The following is a 19,292-nucleotide window of genomic DNA, read 5'->3' on the forward strand; positions in this document are numbered from 1 at the left end:
TATCCCCGGTCCCTGGCGGAGCCGACGACTGCCCGCCGGGCGGCCGCGGCGTGGGCAGCCCGCAGCAGGGCGACCCGCCAGCGGGCGTCCGCTCGCGGAATGTGCCGCGGCCGCGCCGACTCGCCGGTCTTGTCCAGCAACTCGGCCCGCCGTCACCAGGGCACCGCGAAACGCTCGGCGACGCCCTCCTCCATCAACGGGCTGAGCCCGCCGCCTGCCCGGCCGCTCACATCACCCCGGCCCCCTTGACGCACCGAATGTTACCGGTAACATCGACGCTCGTCGGAGCATCACCACCCGCACCCACACCGTCGTGGGCCGTCCGCCCCGGAGTCCGCGTGACCGACCGCCCCCTGGCACAGCGCACCCCCACACCCCCGAGCGCGGCGGAGACCGCCCCCACTCTCTTCAGCACGGCCGCCGTGGTCGCCTCCTGCACGGGCTTCATGCTCATCGGCGCACTCCAGGCCCTGTACGGCCCCGCCATCCCGGCCCTGCGCCACGAGTACGGCCTCTCGCCCTCCACCGCCGGACTGGCCCTGAGCGCCCACTTCGTCGGCGGGGTCGCCGGCGTCCTCCTCTTCGACCGCCTCTACGGCCGCACGGGCAACCGGAGCATCCTCGGCACCTCCTACCTCCTGATGGCCGCCGGCGCCGCAGGCTTCGCACTGGCCCCGAACTGGCCCCTCGCCCTCACCGCGTCCCTCCTCGCCGGCCTCGGCTTCGGCGGCATCGACTACGGCCTCAACCAGCTCTTCGCCGTCGGCTTCGGCCGCCGTTCCACCGCGATGCTCAACATCCTCAACGCCCACTTCGGCATCGGCGCCATCCTCGGCCCGGCCCTGATCGGCGCGGTCGGTGCCGACCACTACCCGGCGATCTTCCTTGCCTTCGCCCTGGCCAACCTCCCCCTCCTCCTCTGCCTCCGGGGCGTACGCGACCACACCCCCCAACCCACCGAAGGCCCCCGGAGCGACACCCCCGCCACCCACGCCCTGCGCTCGGTACTGGCCGTCTTCGTCGTCCTCTACGTCCTGCACGTAGGCATCGAGGCGGGTGTCGGCGGCTGGGAACCCACCCACCTGGAAACCGTCGGCTACGGCGCGGGCATCGCCGCGACCGCCACGTCGGTCTACTGGCTGATGATGACCGTCGGCCGCTTCCTGGTCGTTCCGCTGACCCTGCGCTTCTCGGCCCAGACCATCATCACGGCCTCCTGCGCCGGCATGACGGCCTGCCTCCTCCTGGCCGCCGTACCGAACCTGGCCCCGTACGCCTACGCGGGCGTAGGCCTCTTCATCGCACCGATTTTCCCGACCGGCCTCCCCTGGCTCAACCGCGCCGCCCCCCGAGCCCGCCGCGCCGGCGCCCTGGTCATCGCCGCCTCCATGGTCGGCGGCGTGGCCGCAGGCCCGGCACTCGGCAAGGTCATCGAGTGGTCGAGCGTCACCGCCGTACCCCTCCTCCTCGCGGCCGTCTCGGCCACCTGCCTGGCCGCGACACGCTGGCTGATCCGCGCGACGCCCCGCTGAGCCGGACACCCCGACGCACCGCCGGCCGCCACAAGGCGGGAGCGACGGCTTCGGCGATCCGGACACCCCGACGCACCCGCGGTCGCCGTACCACGGGAGCGGGTCGTGGCGGTGCGGCGCAGCCCGTCGCTCAGCTCGTCACTGCCGGGTCGGACTGTGGCAGCAGGCAGCAGTACGCCCAACACGCGACGGGCTCGCCGCACCGCCACGACCCCGACCCACACCCGACGATCAGCGCTGTCCACCCACCCCACCCCACCCCACCCCCCACCCGACCCCCGAAGGGACCCGAATGCCCGCCCTGACGACGACGAACGACGGCTTCCTCCTCCACGGCGAACCGTTCCGCATCCTCTCCGGCGCCCTCCACTACTTCCGCGTCCACCCGGACCAGTGGTCCGACCGCCTCCACAAGGCCCGCCTGATGGGCCTGAACACCGTCGAGACGTACATCCCCTGGAACCTCCACCAGCCCACCCCCGACACCCTCGACCTCGACGGCCTCCTGGACCTCCCCCGCTTCCTCCGCCTGGCCGCCGCCGAGGGCCTGCACGTCCTCCTCCGCCCCGGCCCGTACATCTGCGCCGAGTGGGACGGCGGCGGCCTCCCGTACTGGCTGACCGCCGACCCCACCATCCGCCTGCGCACCAGCGACCCCCGCTTCACCGGCGCCGTGGACCGCTACCTGGACCTCCTCCTCCCCCCGCTCCTGCCCCACATGGCGGCGGCGGGCGGCCCGGTCATCGCCGTACAGGTGGAGAACGAGTACGGCGCCTACGGCGACGACATCGCCTACCTCAAGCACCTGGAGGCATCGCTCCGCTCCCGGGGCATCGAGGAGCTCCTCTTCACCTGCGACCAGACCGACGGCGACCACCTCAAGAACGGCACCCTCCCCGGCGTCCTCGCCACCGGCACCTTCGGCAGCCGCGTCGACCGTTCCCTGGCCCGCCTGCGCGAACACCAGCCCCAAGGGCCCCTGATGTGCGGGGAGTTCTGGATCGGCTGGTTCGACCACTGGGGCGGCCCGCACCACGGCCGGGACGCCGCCGACGCGGCCGCCGACCTGGACCGCCTGCTCGCCGCGGGCGCCTCCGTCAACATCTACATGTTCCACGGCGGCACCAACTTCGGCTTCACGAGCGGCGCCAACCACCACCACGCCTACGTCCCCACCGTCACGTCGTACGACTACGACGCCCCGCTCACCGAGAGCGGCGACCCGGGCCCGAAGTACCACGCGTTCCGCGAGGTACTGGCCCGCCACGCTGAGATCCCACCCACCCCCACCCCCGCACCGACCCCCAAACTCCCCCTCACCACCCTGAAGTTGACCACCAGCGCCCCCCTCCTCTCGCACCTCGGCCCCGCCGTCCGCGCCACCGCCCCCCTCACAGCCGACGAGCTGGGGCAACGGGCGGGATACGTCCTGTACCGCACCACGGTCCCCGCCGAAGGAGCCGGCCTGCTGGCCTTCGAGGGCGGAGTCGGCGACCGGGCCCAGGTCTTCCTGGACGGCGCCCCGGCCGGTGTCCTCGAACGCGAGCGCTACGACGAGACGCTGCCGGTCCACGTCCCCCGCCGGGACGCGGTCCTCGACGTCCTGGTGGAGAACCAGGGCCGGGTGAACTACGGCCCCCGCATCGGAGTCCCCAAGGGCCTGCTCGGCCCGGTGAGCCTCGACGGCGAGCCCCTCCGGGACTGGGACTGCCACCCCCTGCCCCTGGCGGAGCCGCCGGACCCGACCACGTTCGCCCCGGCCACCGCTCCCGTCTCCCGCGAACCGGCCTTCCACCACGGTACGTTCGACGTCACCGAGCCGGCCGACGCCTTCCTCGCCCTCCCCGGCTGGACCAAGGGCCAGGCGTGGATCAACGGCTTCCCCCTGGGCCGCTACTGGAACCGAGGCCCCCAGCGCACGCTCTACGTCCCGGCCCCGGTCCTGCGCCCCGGCAGCAACGACCTGATCCTCCTCGAACTCCACGGCACCACCACCCGCCACGCCCACCTCACCGACACCCCCGACCTCGGCCCGGCGGGGTCCTGATGAGGCACCGCATCCGCGTCCCGGCGGCCGCCGCACCCCCGTTACGAGGGCACCTCCCCTTCTCCGACGCCCCCGGCGTCCCCGACCCCATCGAGGTGACCAGCCGCTGGCTCACCCGAGGCGGCCGCCCCTGGTTCCCGGTCTCCGGCGAGTTCCACTACTCCCGCCACCCGGCCCGGCACTGGGAGGAGGAGCTGCTGAAGACGAAGGCGGCCGGAGTGACGGCGGTCGCCTCCTACGTCATCTGGATCCACCACGAGGAGACCGAGGGCCGCATCCGCTTCGACGGCGACCGCGACCTGCGCCGCTTCGCCCGGCTCTGCGCCCGCCACGGCCTCGACTTCATCCCCAGGATCGGCCCCTGGGCCCACGCGGAGGTCCGCAACGGCGGCCTCCCGGACTGGGTCCTGGCCCGCACCACGGCGACCCGCACGGACGCCCCGGCGTACCTCTCCGCCGTACGCCCGTGGTTCGAGGCGATCGCCGCCCAGCTGCGCGGTCTGGAACGGGCGAACGGCGGCCCCGTCGTCGCCATCCAGATCGAGAACGAGCTGTACGACCGCCCGGACCACCTGCTGACGCTGAAGCGCATGGCCCAGGAGGCCGGCCTGAGCGCCCCGCTGTGGACCTCGACGGCGTGGGGCGGGGTCCAGCTCCCGGGCGACGAACTCCTCCCGCTCTACGGCGGCTACCCGGAGGCGTTCTGGACGGAGTCCGACGCGGGCTGGCCGGACACCTGCCGCAAGCATTTCTTCTTCACCCACCAGCGCGACGACGAGGGCATCGGCGCCGACCTGCGCCCGACGACGGTTCGCGGCACGGACCCCGAGTCCCGCACGGCCCGTTTCCCGTGGGCGACCTGCGAACTGGGCGGCGGCATGGCCGTGGCGTACCACCGTCGCCCGCGCGTCGACGCGCGGGACATCGGGGCCCTCGCCCTCACCAAGATCGGCTGCGGCTCGGTGTGGCAGGGCTACTACATGTTCCACGGCGGCACGAATCCCAAGGGCGAGCTGTCCACCCTCCAGGAGTCCCATGCCACCGCCTACCCCAACGACCTCCCGGTCCTGACGTACGACTTCCAGGCGCCGCTCGGCGAGTACGGCCAGTACCGCCCGTCGTACGACGAACTGCGCCTTCAGCACCTGATGCTGGCGGACTTCGGCGCGACGCTGGCCCCGATGGAGTCGGCGCTGCCGGAGGCCGGTCCGCGGGACCAGCACGACCGGGACACCCTGCGCTGGGCGGTCCGTACGGACGGCAGGGCGTCCGGCTTCCTCTTCGTCACGAACCACCAGCCGCACGAGCCGCTCCCGGACCACCCGGAGACCCGCTTCAGGGTGGAGTTCCCCGAGAGCGCACCCCTGACCCTGCCCAGCACCCCCGTGACGATCCCCGCGGGAGCCTACTTCTGCTGGCCCCTGCGCCTGGAGGTGGCGGGCCTCCGCGTGGACTGGGCCACGGCACAGCCGATCTGCACGGTCACCGACCCCGACCCCGATGGCGACGGCGACGCCGACCGCACGGTCCTGGTCCTGGCGGCGACGGACGGCATCGCACCGGAAGTCGCCCTGGACGCGAGCACGGTGAGATCGGTGGTCACCCCCGAGGGCGCCCGGACGACGGCCACCGAAGACCGCATCCTGATCACCGGCATCACCCCGGGCACGAACGCACTGATCGAAGTGCAACTGGAGCCGGAGCCGACCACAGCCGCAACCACAGGGAAACCCGGCAGGGGCGCCGGAGACACCCCCCGAACCGTCGCGCTCCTCGTCCTGGACGCGGCAACGGCCCGTACAGCCTACCGGGGCGAGGCCTGGGGTGCGCAACGCCTGGTCCTCGCCACGGCCGGAGTGGTCTTCGACGAGCCGGCGGACGAGGTACGACTCCACACCCGCTCCCCGGCCGAGTCCGCGTCCCTCTCCGTCCTCCCCGCCCCGCACCACCCGCCGACGGCCCCCGGAGCGACGGTGAAGGAGAGCCAGGACGGCGTCCTGACCCGCTACACCCTCCTCCCCGACCCGGAACTACCCACCACATCCACCACCCCCGCCCCCTCCACCCCCACCCTCACGCTCCTCACCAGACCGGGCCCGCCCCCCACCCCCGAAACGGGCCCCCTGAACCGCGCGAGCGCCCCGGCGGACCACCACTACGACACCACCGCGGCCGTCTACCGAGTGGACCTCCCACCCGCGAGCACCACCCCGGAGGGCACCACCCTCCTCCGCCTTCACTGGACGGGGGACACGGCACGGGCGTACGCAGGGGACGAGCTGGTGGCCGACCAGTTCTTCACGGGCCGCCCGTGGGACATGTCCCTGGACCGTCTCCCCTCGGGCACACCGCTGACGGTGAGGATCCTGCCCCTGGCCGCCGGGGCGAAGGTCCACATTCCGGAGGAGACCCCGGAGCCCGAGGTCGCGGAGGTCCGGGCGGCGGAGTTCGTGACAGTCCGAAGGTGGACGCTGCGCCAAACCCCTTGACCTCCACCCCCACCCACCCCACCCCCCACCCACCGATCCACCCCCTTCCACCCACCCACCCCCCTCCACCCACCCCACCGATCCACCCCCTCCACCCCCGCTTTCCCCCTTCCGCCCCCGCCTCCCCGCCCCCGCCCGTGCCTCCCGGCCTATCCTGTGGGTCCCGCCGGGCAGGGCACGGCAGGGCCGGACAGAACCGGCCTGCTCCGCGCGGCACACGGCACACGGCACACTGCACCAGCCGGCAGACGCGAACACCAGGCCGAAGGAAGCGGAGCTCCCCCCATGACCCCAAGCGCCGCCGACGGCCCGGCGACCAAGGGCCGCAGCCGCCGCAACTTCGCGGGCGCCCGTCCGGTGATGGACGACGTGGCGAAGCTGGCCGGTGTCTCCAAGCAGACTGTGTCCCGGGTGCTCAACGACAACCCGGCCGTCCGCGCCGAGACCCGCGAGGCGGTCCTGGCGGCCATGCGCACCCTCGGCTACCGCCCCAGCCGCAGTGCCCGTTCGCTGGCCAGCGGCCGTACCCGCATGCTCGGCGTGATCTCCTTCGACGCGGCCCGCTACGGTCCCGCCTCCACCCTCACCGCCATCAACACCGCGGCACAGGAGGCGGGTTACCTGCTCAGCTCGATCGCCCTGGACACGGCCGACAAGGACACGGTGCTCCAGGCCGCGGACCGGCTGTCGGCGGAGGGCGCGGACGGCGTGATCGCGATCGCCCCGCAGCTGTGGGTGGCCAGGGCCCTGGCGGAGGCCCGCCTGGACATCCCGCTGGTCGTCATGGACAACGACCTCGGCGACGGCACCCCCGTGGTCACCTCGGACGCCCGCACCGGCGCCCGCCTGGCCACTCGCCACCTCCTCTCCCTCGGCCACCCCACGGTCCGGCATGTGGCGGGCCCGACCGGATGGACCTCGGCGGACCGCCGCGCGGAGAGCTGGCGGGACACGCTGAAGGCGGCCGGGGCCGAGATCCCCGCCCCCCTGATCGGGGACTGGAGCGCCGACTCCGGCTACGACCTGGGCCGCGAGCTGGCGAAGGACCCCACCGTCACCGCGATCTTCGCGTCGAACGACCAGATGGCCCTGGGCGTCCTGCGCGCCCTGCACGAGGCGGGCCGCCGGGTCCCCGAGGACGTGAGCGTGGTCGGCTACGACGACATTCCGGAGGCGGCCCACTTCCTCCCGCCGCTCACCACCGTCCGTACGGACTTCACCGACATCGGCACCCGCTCCCTGCACGTCCTTCTGCGCCGCATCGACGACGCGTCGCCGCCCGAGCCGCCCCTGACCCTCGTACCCGTGGAACTGCGCGTCCGCCACAGCACCCGGCCGGCCGGCTGAGGCGCCGCCCGTCCGCTTCGATTCGTTCACCCGTACGACGCACACCCGCTCGGCACCTGCGCGTGCGTGGACCCCGCACCTGTCGGGTACATCACGCCCACGGCACACCCCCACGGCATAACCACCGGATACCCGAGGCGAACTCGCCGTCCGAGGCCAGGAGGAACCATGCCCGAGCCGCACCTCATGGACCAGGCGGACCAGACAGACCACGTGCACCACACGCACCACACGGACCAGCCGAATCCCACGCCCCCGCCGAACCAGGCGCCCCCGCCGAACCAGGCGCCCCCGCCATACCAGGCGGACCCACCGGACCAGGCGGACCCGGCGACGTCCGTCCTCCACCGCAACCGCGCCGAACTCCTTGCCGCGCTGGGCTCCATCGCCACGCAGGAGGCCGCCACCGCGGAGTTCGACAGCTCTCTAGCCGCCCTGCGCGGCGCCCGCGCGGAGATCGACGCCCACCGCCCGCGCGCCATCACGGAACTGGGCGTCTTCCTCCCTTCCAACAACATCCTCTACTCGTACGTCCTCTTCGGACTGATACCGAGCCGGTTCGCGCAGCGCATCGTGATGCGGCCGTCCCGCAGGGTGGGGGAGGAGTCGAGGGAGATACACCGCATCATCACCTCCGACCCCGCGTTCCGGAACCACCACCCCATCGACCTCACCGACGTGACGCAACGTCAATTCATCGCGCGCTGCGCCCGGTCGGAGGCCGTGGTCTTCAACGGCCGCCCGGAGAACGCCCAGGACGTCGGCGGACGCCTGCCGTCCCGCACCCTCCTCCTCGCCTTCGGCTCCGGCCCGAACCCGATCGTCGTCGGTCCCGATGCCGAACTCTCCACCGCCGCCCGGGACATCGTCCGCACCCGCACCCACAACTCCGGCCAGGACTGCCTCTGCCCCGATGTCGTCTTCGCCCACCACACGATCGCGGACGACCTCCTCACGGCCCTGCGCGAGGCGCTCCGCGCGGTACCGGTCGGCCCCCTGACCGACCCGGCCACCAGCGTGGGCCCCCTGTGCTACCCGGACGCCGTACGCCAGGCGGCCGCCTTCCTCGAAGCCCACCGTGACCGCGTCCGGGAGGGCGGCACCACCGACCACCGCGCCGGCCTCATCACCCCCACCCTCCTCGACCTGGCCTGGGACGACTCCTTCTTACCCCCCGAGTTCTTCGCCCCCGTCGTCTGCGTGATGCGCTACACCGCCGCCGCGGACGTCCTGCGCTGGCTGCACACCCCGGCGGAACGCCGCAGAGGCATGTACGTCTCGCTCTACGGCGAACCCGGACTCCACCCCACCCCTATCCACCCCACCCCCACCCACCCCTCTCATCACCCCCACCCCTCCATCCACCCCTCCCCCCACCCCCGGCTCGGCACCAGCGTGGCCCTGGACTCCCGCACCGCCCTGGACGCCGAGAACGGCAACGAGCCTCTCGGCGGCTACGGCCCGGACGCCGCCCACGTACGCGCCCACGGCACACTCTCGGCCCGCCCCCTCCTCCTCTCGGCCGAACTCGGCAGGACCCGCCCCGAGGAAGGACCCCGAGCATGACGACCGGCCGCCCCGCTCACCCGCACCGCCCCGGCTGCTGGCACACCGTGGCACGCACCCTCGCCCACTCCGGCGTACGCCGCGTCTTCGGCCTGCCCTCCGACGAGCCGGGCCTGCTGGACGCGGCCTCGGCCGTCCCCGGCCTCGACGTCACGGTCATCGGCGACCAGCGCACGGCCGCCTGCGCGGCGACCGGCTACGCCCTCACCGCCCGCGAACCCACCGTCCTGGCCCTCAGTTCCGGCCCCAGCTTCACCAACGCGCTGGCCGGCCTCCTGGAGGCGTCCTCCCTCTCCGTACCCCTGGTGGTGATCACGACCGCCGTCCCGAGGGAGAACACCGGCCGCGGGGCGTTCCAGTACGTCGACCAGCTCGCCATGATCGACCGCCTGGCCGGGTGGACCCACCGCGCGGACCACCCGGACCATGTCGCCTGGGCCGTACGCCAGGCGGTCCACCGGGCGGTGAACGGCCGCCCGGACGTGACGGTCCTGGAGATCGCGGACGAACTGACCGGGTCGGAGCCCGAGGAGCCACCCGTCCCCCTCCCGGTACGGCACCTGCGTACGCTCCCGCCCCCGGACGACCTGGACGAGGCGGCCGAGGCGCTGCGCAAGGCCCACCGCCCCCTGATCGTGGCCGGCGGCGGCACCCGCTGGCCGCACGACCTCCAGGGCGTGGAGGAACTGGCCGACCTTCTGGAAGCCCCCGTCTTCACCACGGCGGCCGGCCGCGGGGCCGTCGACGAACGCCACCCGCGCTCCTTCGGACTCCTCGGCCTCTACACCACGCCCCCGGCCACCGACCTCCTCGAATCGGCGGACACGATCCTCGTCCTCGGCTCCAAACTGGAGGAGACGGCCCGTATGGGCTGGACGTCCTGGCGGACGGCACCGGTCATCCAGGTGGACCGGTCACCGGTCGCCTTCGGAGAGGGCTGCCCGGTGGCCCACCCGCTCCTGGGCGACGTACATCTGGCCGTACCGGAGCTGAGCACCCGCCTGAGAAGCCGTCCCCGTACCCCGCACCCCGAGGCGGAGGCCTGGACCGGCCTCCAGCACCGGGTCGCCGCAGCGCAGCGGGTCCACACGGAGGCGGACTTCGCGACCTCCCCGGTACGCGCCACCCTGCGCGCGCTGTCGCGGATCCTCGGCCCGCACACCCTCCTGGTCCAGGAGAACGGCCTGCACGACATCTGGACCTACCACTACCCGGTCCTCACGGTCGCCCATGGCGCACGCCCGGTCTGCCCCGGAGAACAGACGATGATGGGCTTCGGCGCGGGCGCCTCCATCGGCGCCGCCCTGGCCCGCCCCGACGAGCCGGTCGTCCTGGTCACCGGAGACAGCGCGCTGCGCCTCGGCGTCGGCGCCCTGGACGCGCTGCGCCACCACGCCCTCGGCGTGATCGTCGTCGTCCTCGACAACCAGGGCTTCGGCTGGCCCCGCCGGCTGCGCGCCGGAGCGGACGGACCCCACATCGGCACGTCGTGGGACCCGGACGCCCCGGCCGACCACCTGGCGAGGGCCTTCGGCGGCCATGGCACGACGGTCCACGACGAGGAGTCCCTGGACACGGCCCTCCACCAGGCCGGACACCGGGCCCGCGAAGGCCGCTTCTCCCTGATCAGGGTCCCGGTCCCGGACGACGACGTACCGCTGGGGATCGAGGCGGCGGGCTACTGACGACGACCGTGCGCCAGAAGGCCAGCGGGCCGAAGGGCCGGACGGCAGGGGGCGGGGCGGCGGCCCTACGCGTCAGGGTAGGCGTCGTGCCAGCTCCACCACTCGTACGGCGGGGTCTGGGGGTACCCCTCGGGCGAGTCCTCCCACTGCTCCTGCCGCCCGAGGGCGGTCATGTCGAGGTAGCTCCAGGTACTGCCGAGCGCCTCGTCACCGCGGGCGTTGATGAAGTACGTACGGAACACCCGGTCGCCGTCCCGGATGAACGCGTTCGTGCCGTGCCACTCGTCCACCCCGAAGTCGGCGTCGAAGCCGTCGGTGAGCGTGTACCAGGGCATCGTCCAGCCCATGCGCGCCTTCACCCGCTCGATGTCCGCCTGCGGCGCACGGGAGACGAAGACGAGGGTGGTGTCCCGGGCGTGCAGATGCGCGAGGTGCCCCACATGATCGGCGACCATCGAGCACCCCACACACGCGTGCTCGGGCCACCCGTTCACCCCGGGTTCGAGGAAGGCCCGGTACACGACCAGTTGCCGGCGCCCGTCGAACAGCCCCGCCAGGTCGACGCGCCCCTCGGCCCCCTCGAAGGCGTACGCCTTCTCCACCGCGGTCCACGGCATCCGGCGCCGCTCGGCGGCCAGGGCGTCCCGCTCACGGGTCAGCCGTTTCTCCTCGGCCAGCATCCGCTGCCGGGCAGCCTCCCACTCCTCCGCCGACACGACCGGACGCATCTCCATACCGACCTCACCTCCCGGCCCCCTCCCTCCAGAGTCGACCGCCGGACCGCCGCACGCATGTCCACGGACTCCCGCACGCACGCGTACGGACTGCTACACGCACGCGTACGGGCTGCCGGCTGCCACAGCCCACGCACGGGCCGCCGCAGACGCGTCCGCCGGCCACAGGTCCGCCCGACACAAAAGACCCCACCCTCAGCGTTTCCGCTGGTGACGGGGTCTTGGGCACCTCATGGAGGGTGCGGTTGCGGCTGAGGCCGCTGCCGGGGTCGTTCGCGACGGATGTCGGGGGACGTCGTCCACGCACGATCCGTGGACGGTCGTCGATGGTGCCGAGGTCCGGGAACCTGCGGCGCAGGTGGTTCGGGTCCGGGCGCGAAGGTGATTCCCGGCTGTCAGCCGGAGCCCCACCCAGGGGACCAGGCGCAGGCCGTGGAACGGCGGCGGAGCGGGCCCCTGGCATGGCAAGGCGTGGCCGGCTGTCGAGCCACGGTCACAGGTGGGAGTCAGCCGGTCGTGCGTCGAGCCGCGCCCAGGCCGGAGACGGACGCTTGCCCGTCCTCGAGCAGGAAGCTCTCGTCCTCCCCGAAGTCCGGGGCATGGAAGGGGTTGGTGGCCGGAGGCGGCGATGCCGCGGCGGCGCGCCGGGGCGCCCCTTCCGGAGCGGAGAACAGCGAGGTCAGATCGATGAGAGGTCTCCCATTCGTGACAGGTCCCGGAAGGGACCCGGCGTGCCGTGACCGGGCACAGCGGTTTTACAGCTTGGTCATCTTGGAGTACGGGCTCAAGATCCGCATCTGGGCGGAGCCGAAATCGACGAGCGCGGCGATGCCGTCCTCGATACCGATCACCCGGCCGAGGCCGTACATGTCATGCGTGACCTGGTCGCCCACGGCGAAGTGCTTCGGCGGTGGAGCGGCCGGGGCCTTGAAGGGACTGGTCGGCAAGTGACGCTTCGGTGCAGCAGGCTTTGTCATTGCCCCCAGTATGCGCCCGCAGGCCTCCCCCTCGCGTCCGCTGTTCGTCACAGACTCCGCACGATCAGAACGACATAAGGGGAGAGACGAGGAAAGTAGCCGCGGATTCCCGCCGCTGACCTGCGGCGGAACAAACTGTACGCCTGTCCCGCTCGCCCGGCTCGTCCATTTCGGTCCGCCCGCCCGTCCGGCCATGCCGCACGGAGGGCTTCGCGCACGCTCGGCCGGAGCGATGGACAGCGCAAGAAGCGCGCGTCTCCACCCCTCTGTTCCACCCATTGACCCATCCGCCTGCCCAATATGGAGGATTTATGAGTTATGTCTCCATCGGATGGGTGCTGTGTCACGGGAACTGCGCCGGAGCAGAGGGGGCGCAGGCCGCCGCGCGCCCTGTCGTGCGACAGGGAGGTGCAGGGAGGTGCAGGGAGGTGCGACAGGGAGGCTCACTCCGCTGGGGACCGTGTAGCGGAACCCGGTCGGGGACCCGGCTCGGCAGCGGCCTCCCACAGTTCGTTGAAGCGCCTGACTTGTTGGTCGACGCGCAGGATGTCCGCGTCGAGCCTGGTCTCGACGTCTCCCTGCTGCCGGTCCGGCTCGAACTCCAGATACAGCTCGCCATCGAAGATCACGAGGTCTCGTGCCGCCACCGCCCGGACGTGCCGCTGCGGGGAGAGGACCAGGAAACGCACGGTGATGCCGAGCTCCTGCTGTCCACGGCAGAGCGCCGTGAACCTGTCCATGAAGTCGAGGTCGCTTTCCTCGGCAGCGCTGATCAGGAAGAGCCGCCGGATGCGCACCCCGGGATCCCGCATCGCCGCGATCTGCGCGTCCAGGGACTTCCGCGCGCGGTCGGTGTCCCAAGAGGGCAGACCGACGGAGCTGCTCGTGACATCGATGGTGCTTCGAGCGCATTCAGTGAGCCCGATGAGCCACTCGTCGTTGTCCCGCGGCCAGTGGGCGGTCATCGCGGTCAGCCCGGTGACGACCGAGGCGAGGCGTTCCAGTTCGGCACGGACGAAGGCCTTCATGATCTCCGGGCCTTGCAGACCCACCTGGCTCGCGCTTGTCAGCAGACGCCTGGCGCCACTGGTGCTCATGCCTGCCCGGTCGAGCTCCGTCAGGAGCCCGGCGTCCTCGCTGAGCCGGGTCAAGTGGTCCTGGAGCCCGCGGGCTCGCTCGCGCTCGCCGGCTTCCGTCGAGGTCAACCGCCGTTCGACGTCGACCAGGTATTGCACGATCAACGCTGAGCATCCGATGGCAACGGACATCCCGAGTTTCCACAGTCCGTCCCGGGACAGGTCGATCAGATCGGTGATCACATACGCGACCGTGGTCACGGCGACGGTGATCAGCGTCTTGAGCACGACCGGGGCGATACGCATTCCTGCCGCCGTCGTTTCCGCCGTACGTGGCTCTCCGCCCATACCCGCCCCTCCCCAGCACGGTGTTCGTAGAAGGGTGCCCGGTCACCGCAAGGGCAGCACCTCGTTCTTCGACTCGAAGGGCACAGGGCGTGGCACTGGCAAGGGCTCCTGGGGCTCGAAAGGGGACGAAGTGCCTCTGAGTGCCGAGGCGTTGAGAAAACAAAATGGTGAACCGTTGGCCAACGCCGTAGGCTCCCGTCGATCGATCAATGAAATCCGGGGGGACATTCATGCGCGCAACCACGCGCCTTGCCCTGCTCAGCACCAGCGTCGCGCTGGTCGCCACCGCGGTCGGTGCCACCACCGCCCAGGCGGTAGACGGCGGAGCGGGCAACATCACGATCGACAAGGTCGTCGTCAACGGCGGCAAGCCGGTCGTGGTCGGTACCACCAAGGTCGTGTCCGTCAAGGTCTCCGTGACCGCGTCGGACGATTCGGGCATCGCCGAGACCACCTACATCAGCGCGTTCGGCCCGACGCCGAACTACGCGCAGATCTGGTACGACGACGGCGACATCACCTGCGTCAAGGTGAGCGCCACCACGTCGACCTGCACAGGCACACTGACGTTCGACCCGCAGGCGTCGACCGGCTTCGTCGGCAACAGCGCGGCGGGCACCTGGAACCTCCGCACGCTGGTCTCCGCCAACGACTACGACTACATCCACCGGGACGCGGCCACCAAGTTCAAGGTGCAGCGCGACTCGAAGCTGACGGCCAACGCCGCGCCGGAGCCGGTGAAGAAGGGCAAGACCGTCACGGTCACCGGCAAGCTCTCCCGGGCCAGCTGGGACGACAACAAGTACCACGGCTACACGGGCCAGCCGGTGAAGCTGCAGTTCCGCAAGAAGGGCAGCAGCACCTACACCACGGTGAAGACGGTCAAGTCCAACTCGACGGGCAACCTCAAGACGACCGTCACCGCCTCCACCGACGGCTACTACCGCTACAGCTTCGCGGGCACGACGACGACTCCGGCCGTCAACGCGGCCGGCGACTTCGTGGACGTCCGGTAGTCACGTACTGAGAGCGTCTCCGGGACCTGACGAGTCCCGGCGGCTGTCCCACAGGGGCGCCGTCCTCACCGGACGGCGCCCCTACGGGTCTCCGCCTCCAGGCCGGGTCGCGTCACGCGACGGAGCCCGCGCCCTGAGACACCCCGCCGTCGGCACACTCCGGCTCACCGGCCGCACCAACGTCTCCGCAGGCTTCCGCCACCACGCCGGCAGCCCCGCCTACTTGCTCACCGCTCTGGGTGTCACGCGATCAAACCGAGCGACACGGCGAGCACGACGCAGCCCCGCCCGTCGTCCGACAGCCGGCGCGATCACGCGAGGCTGCCGACCGTTCCAGCGGAATCAGCACGTGGAGCTGCTGGAGATCTTTATCCCGTTGACGGCGTAGCCGTCCGCGAACACCGTCTGGCTGTTCGGCGGAAGACAGATCGAGCCCCCGCTCTGGAGCCGCAGATACACCACGTCGTCGTTCCGGGTGTTCAGGACCCCGTAGTGCGGCCGGGGCGTGACCGCCTGATACCCGCTGGTGACGTCCTTGTACTTCGAGAGCGGCTTGCCTGCCAGCAAGGCGTCGTTGTCCACGTAGAAGCAGACATAGGGGTACGGACAGCCCTGGGTTGGCGACTCCGCATGGGCCGCGGACGCACCGGTCACGGACATGGTCGCGGCAGCCACACTCACCCCCGCGAAGCTTGCGATCTTCCGGATGACGGACTTCATCGAACCTCCAAGAAATCGATAAATCGGTCGAGCCTGCCCGCACGAATGGTTGCGAGCATGACAAGGAGCGGGCCCATGGCCGGACGAACACGCGCTGCGCTACCGTGGCGAACTCCCCACACCCCAAAGATGCTTGCGGACGTTCCCAGCGGGCTGGACCGGCGCAGCTCCACTACTCGTCGCGGATGCTCCTGCTGGTTATACGGAAGATCGTCAGGCCGATGTTCACGTCAACGAACACCTTCATCGTCCGCGGACCGAAGACCAGGTCGACGACGCTCTCAGCGGTACGCCCGACGTCCCTGCCCCCGACGGAACGATCTGGTCGCCCGTACACGATGCCGGTAGCACCGCTCTGTCGACACTCCGACGACGAGCGACACCGGGATGTGCCGGCCGGCCTCGACGACCCGGCGCGCACCGAACGAGACCGACCCCCGCTTACTCATGTCGGTCGATGTGCGCGGCGCCAAGGGCGTACGGCGGAACGGTGATCCGACCTCACCAGAGCCATGGTTGAGTCCCCGCCGCTCACTGTGAGTCTCCCCAGGATCTGGCACGTGAATGGTGCGGGCATCATTCCTGGCACTTCGAAGAGCCCCGCGCGGATACCGGGCCTTGAACGCCTGCTCGTCAATTGGTGACCGCGCACCTGACGACGGGTGCACCGGCCGATCGGAGGTGTGTATGCCTCGCTGCCCTCACGGTGCAGCCAACCTGCTTGCGCCGGCCCCGCCCGCAAGCTGCGGCGGCCTGATTTCGACGCGATGGTGACGGACGCCGTCCGGTGCTGCATGCTGAGGTCCGAGGTTGATTTGTCAGGGGGCGGTGTGCTGACAGCAGTTACGGCAATCGGCGGTCTTCTGGGGTTGATCTTTTCGTTGTTGCTCCTGGCGAAGCAGACCAGGGACGTCTCGGAGCAAGTACGGGCTTCCAACACCCTGAACGCGACTCACGGGCTGGACCACACGCTACAGAGCCTGCGTGAGATCTATTTCAAAATGATGGAGCACCCTGGCGCGAGGGCGTACTTCTACGACAACAAACCGTGTCCGGAAGCAGGGGAAGAACGCGAACGAGTCCTCCTGCTTGCAGAACTATTCGCAGACATGCTTACAGACGGCCTGAACGTCACCAGCAGGATTCCGGGGACGGTGTCGCACGAAGGTTGGAGCGACTACTGTAAATTTATCCGGGACAACAGTCCTGTGATGCAATCACTGATCAACGAGCACCCCAATTGGTGGCCGGGCCTAGCGGCTCTTGATTAGAGCTTTGTCTGCGACGCTTCGCGCGATCCGCCCTTCACGACCGCCCCGCCCATTGCTCTTGGCCGAGCTGCCCGGGCGGTAGTGCTCTCCTCGCTCTTTGTATAGACGACCTACCGCCGCGTCTGGCAGGAGGCTCGCCTCCTCGCGCTGCCGGCGGCCGTACGACCTCCGTCACTCGGCGCTGTCGACCTGGCTCAACGCCGGTGTCGACCCGGCTGACGCGGCCGAGCGTGCCGGCAACAGCGTCGAGGTGCTGCTGACCCGCTATGCGAAGCGTCTCGACGGAGGGCAGGACATCGCCAACCGGCGTATCGAGGACCTCCTGCGCGAGTACGAGTAAGACACGCTGCACCCCACCGAGGCCCCGGGCATCTTGTCCGGGGCCTCTCTCGTTTTGCGCCCCACCTCCTGCGATGCTTCGAGCCGAGAGCGGACGAGGGGGCCTCGTGGAGCTGAAGGTCACGCACTGGAAGCGGTACGGACATGATCGCCTGTACGCGAACCTGCCTGATGGCACAGCGGTCGGCTGGGCGGATGTAAGGACGGGGGAGATCACGGTCTTGGTCGCTGAGTATCGCGACGGCGTGATCGCTGTACTGAAACACCATTTACAGAACGAAGCCGAGCCGGTTCCACCGGAAAGCGCGCCTGAGGTTCGAGTGCGCCCGATGCTGCCGCCTCTTACACCGGACGACGACCTGTCCACCAACGCCCCCGGTAAGTCCCTGCGTGATCTGCTCGACAAGTCTGGTCCGGGTCTGATCGAGCGAGCCGTCTCACAGCTCCTGCGGCGCCCCTCAGAGTGGGACTCCTGGCGCAAGGGGCTGGCGGGGGAGAAGAGGGTGGGAGCCGAGCTGAACCGCTTGGCACGTCACGGCTGGCGGGTCCTGCACTCCATTCCCCTGGCCGACAAGGTGGATGTCGATCATTTACTGATCGGGCCCGGTGGGGTATTCAGCATCAATACGAAGCACCACCACAAAAGGGCCGTGTGGGTCGGCGACGATTCTGTGAAAGTCGATCACGGAAAGCCGGCACCCTACGTACGCAAGAGCCGCGCGGAGGCCACGCGAGTAGTCCGCGTACTTGAGCGCTACTGCGGCTTTCCCGTACCGGTGGAGCCCGTGCTCGTCTTCGTCGGCGTCACCGATCTGAAGGTGGTCGCCACCCAACTCAGCGTCCGCGTGTATCAGGAACGCCAAGTAGCGGCACTGGCGCCGCTCTCAGGGGTGCTGACGCCCGAGCAGGTTGAGCAGGTGTACAGCGTCGCTCGCCACCGCCAGGCTTGGAGCCATGCCTGAGCTGGGTGCGCCTCGGTGGAGTGCGGCGGCCCCCCCGCGAGAGCTGCGGGTGGTCTCCCCGGCATGACCATCGTCGGGGTGGGGCCGTCTGGCCGTGGTGCGGGTCCTCACTCTTTCCCGGACCTCACCTGCGGCAATGTCCCAAGATCCCGTCCACGCCTCGTCCACAGACCCCGACATACGCCCGCTCCGGGCTGCATCTGCCTGCACATACGCGAAGACCCCGTCCTCAGCGTTCTCGCTGATGGCGGGGTCTTTAGGCACCTTCTTCAAGGTGCCCCCGGCAGGATTCGAACCTGCGCACACGGCTCCGGAGGCCGTTGCTCTATCCCCTGAGCTACGGGGGCGTGTCGGCCGGTGTGGGTGTTGCTCGCGGCGACGGGTAGAACACTACCAGCTTGGTCGGGGTGGTCATGAACGGGTTTCCGGGGGTGGGGAGGGGTGGGTCGCCCGCACGGGGTGGAAGTGGGGAAAACCCGGACGCGGTGGCCGGTGCGGACCTACTCTCGAGTTGTGCCAGGCGCGTCGGGTCGGGTGCTTGTTGTGGACGACAACAAGGTCATCCGGCAGCTGATCAGGGTCAATCTCGAGCTGGAGGGTCTCGAGGTCGTGACCGCGTCCGATGGTGCCGAGTGTCTGGAAGTCGTTCATCAGGTGCGACCGGACGTCGTCACCCTCGATGTCGTCATGCCCCGGCTGGACGGTCTGCGGACCGCCGCTCGGCTGCGTTCCGATCCGAGGACGCGTGATCTTCCCCTCGCCATCATCAGCGCGTGTACGCAGTACGAGGTCGAGACCGGCCTCGAGGTCGGCGTCGACGCCTTCCTCGCGAAGCCCTTCGAGCCCCATGAACTAGTCACCCTTGTACGGCAGTTGCTGGAGGGGGAGCGGCGAGGTGACGCCCCCGACGTCGGGGGCGGTGGTCGCGGGCGTGGCCGCGGGCTGGGCAGCGTGCTCGGTGCCGGACAGGGCAGTGGGGCCGGTGGGGGGCCGGGAGGGGACTGAGGCCGGCTGCCCCTTCCTCCGCGTCGCGGCGGTTTGCTCGGGGCGGCGGACCAGCCCCGTATGTCGTGTCCCCGGGTCCCATCGCGCCTCCTGTCCCCGGGTCCCATCGCGCCTCCACCGGGTTCCACAGCGCCCCCGCGTCTCGGGTCCCCCGTTCCTCAACGTTCCTCAACGTTCC

The 19,292-nt window shown here is 70.6% G+C and carries 14 protein-coding genes, 1 tRNA gene and 1 pseudogene; 11 read left to right on the top strand and 5 right to left on the bottom strand.

Going from position 1 to position 19,292, the window contains the following annotated elements; translation table 11 throughout:
• Nucleotides 1–338 precede the first annotated feature (338 nt).
• The 6 genes from IE275_RS06455 to IE275_RS06480 all read left to right on the top strand — a co-directional run bounded on the left by IE275_RS06455 (nucleotide 339) and on the right by IE275_RS06480 (nucleotide 10,666).
• Nucleotides 339–1,532, top strand: a complete 1,194-nt coding sequence (locus IE275_RS06455; protein ID WP_373299177.1) for an MFS transporter — start codon at nucleotides 339–341, stop codon at nucleotides 1,530–1,532.
• A gap of 292 nt (nucleotides 1,533–1,824) precedes the next feature.
• A complete protein-coding gene (locus IE275_RS06460; RefSeq protein ID WP_189708472.1) occupies nucleotides 1,825–3,579 on the top strand; it encodes a glycoside hydrolase family 35 protein in 1,755 nt (584 codons plus the stop codon).
• Entirely contained in the window at nucleotides 3,579–6,068 is a 2,490-nt protein-coding gene (locus IE275_RS06465; RefSeq protein WP_189708474.1) for a beta-galactosidase, read from the top strand. Before IE275_RS06460 ends, IE275_RS06465 begins: the two co-directional genes overlap by 1 nt.
• Before the next feature lie 285 nt (nucleotides 6,069–6,353).
• Nucleotides 6,354–7,415, top strand: a complete 1,062-nt coding sequence (locus IE275_RS06470) for a LacI family DNA-binding transcriptional regulator (protein WP_189708476.1) — start codon at nucleotides 6,354–6,356, stop codon at nucleotides 7,413–7,415.
• A gap of 168 nt (nucleotides 7,416–7,583) precedes the next feature.
• Nucleotides 7,584–8,981 carry an aldehyde dehydrogenase family protein gene (locus IE275_RS06475; protein ID WP_189708478.1) on the top strand — a complete coding sequence of 466 codons (1,398 nt, stop codon included), beginning with the start codon at nucleotides 7,584–7,586 and terminating at the stop codon, nucleotides 8,979–8,981.
• Nucleotides 8,978–10,666: a thiamine pyrophosphate-binding protein gene (locus IE275_RS06480; RefSeq protein ID WP_189708480.1), complete on the top strand. Its 1,689-nt coding sequence runs from the start codon at nucleotides 8,978–8,980 to the stop codon at nucleotides 10,664–10,666. Before IE275_RS06475 ends, IE275_RS06480 begins: the two co-directional genes overlap by 4 nt.
• Nucleotides 10,667–10,731: 65 nt before the next feature.
• On the opposite strand, the gene IE275_RS06485 is transcribed toward IE275_RS06480, so the two are convergent.
• From IE275_RS06485 to IE275_RS06495, 3 genes are all read right to left on the bottom strand, one after another.
• Nucleotides 10,732–11,400, bottom strand: a complete 669-nt coding sequence (locus IE275_RS06485; protein WP_189708482.1) for a DUF899 domain-containing protein — start codon at nucleotides 11,398–11,400, stop codon at nucleotides 10,732–10,734.
• A 755-nt stretch (nucleotides 11,401–12,155) separates the two neighbouring features.
• Nucleotides 12,156–12,377, bottom strand: coding sequence for a hypothetical protein (locus IE275_RS06490; protein ID WP_189708484.1), 222 nt, complete (start codon nucleotides 12,375–12,377; stop codon nucleotides 12,156–12,158).
• Nucleotides 12,378–12,820: 443 nt separating this feature from the next.
• The gene (locus IE275_RS06495; protein WP_189708486.1) at nucleotides 12,821–13,741 is read right to left on the bottom strand and encodes a DUF6879 family protein; all 921 of its coding nucleotides are present in this window, start codon (nucleotides 13,739–13,741) and stop codon (nucleotides 12,821–12,823) included.
• 290 nt (nucleotides 13,742–14,031) lie between these two features.
• On the opposite strand from IE275_RS06495, the gene IE275_RS06500 reads away from it, so the two are divergent.
• Nucleotides 14,032–14,817: a calcium-binding protein gene (locus IE275_RS06500; protein ID WP_189708488.1), complete on the top strand. Its 786-nt coding sequence runs from the start codon at nucleotides 14,032–14,034 to the stop codon at nucleotides 14,815–14,817.
• 342 nt (nucleotides 14,818–15,159) lie between these two features.
• Here IE275_RS06500 and IE275_RS06505 read toward each other — a convergent pair whose 3' ends face one another.
• On the bottom strand, nucleotides 15,160–15,537 hold the full coding sequence (locus IE275_RS06505) for a hypothetical protein (RefSeq protein ID WP_189708490.1): 378 nt from the start codon (nucleotides 15,535–15,537) through the stop codon (nucleotides 15,160–15,162).
• An 830-nt stretch (nucleotides 15,538–16,367) separates the two neighbouring features.
• On the opposite strand from IE275_RS06505, the gene IE275_RS06510 reads away from it, so the two are divergent.
• The 3 genes and pseudogenes from IE275_RS06510 (at nucleotide 16,368) to IE275_RS06520 (ending at nucleotide 18,109) form a co-directional block, all read left to right on the top strand.
• Entirely contained in the window at nucleotides 16,368–16,808 is a 441-nt protein-coding gene (locus IE275_RS06510) for a hypothetical protein (protein WP_189708492.1), read from the top strand.
• Nucleotides 16,809–16,913: 105 nt separating this feature from the next.
• A pseudogene (locus IE275_RS06515) lies at nucleotides 16,914–17,148 on the top strand (tyrosine-type recombinase/integrase); the annotation flags it as partial.
• Between the two features lie 73 nt (nucleotides 17,149–17,221).
• The gene (locus tag IE275_RS06520) at nucleotides 17,222–18,109 is read left to right on the top strand and encodes a nuclease-related domain-containing protein (RefSeq protein WP_189708494.1); all 888 of its coding nucleotides are present in this window, start codon (nucleotides 17,222–17,224) and stop codon (nucleotides 18,107–18,109) included.
• Nucleotides 18,110–18,384: 275 nt separating this feature from the next.
• Here IE275_RS06520 and IE275_RS06525 read toward each other — a convergent pair.
• Nucleotides 18,385–18,456: transfer RNA gene (locus tag IE275_RS06525), tRNA-Arg, on the bottom strand.
• A 118-nt stretch (nucleotides 18,457–18,574) separates the two neighbouring features.
• Between IE275_RS06525 and IE275_RS06530 the strand changes: the two genes are divergently transcribed.
• Entirely contained in the window at nucleotides 18,575–19,114 is a 540-nt protein-coding gene (locus tag IE275_RS06530) for a response regulator (RefSeq protein WP_189708758.1), read from the top strand.
• Nucleotides 19,115–19,292 lie beyond the last annotated feature (178 nt).

The sequence above is a fragment of the Streptomyces phaeofaciens genome (genome assembly GCF_014648915.1).
In the GTDB taxonomy this organism is placed as follows: domain Bacteria; phylum Actinomycetota; class Actinomycetes; order Streptomycetales; family Streptomycetaceae; genus Streptomyces; species Streptomyces phaeofaciens.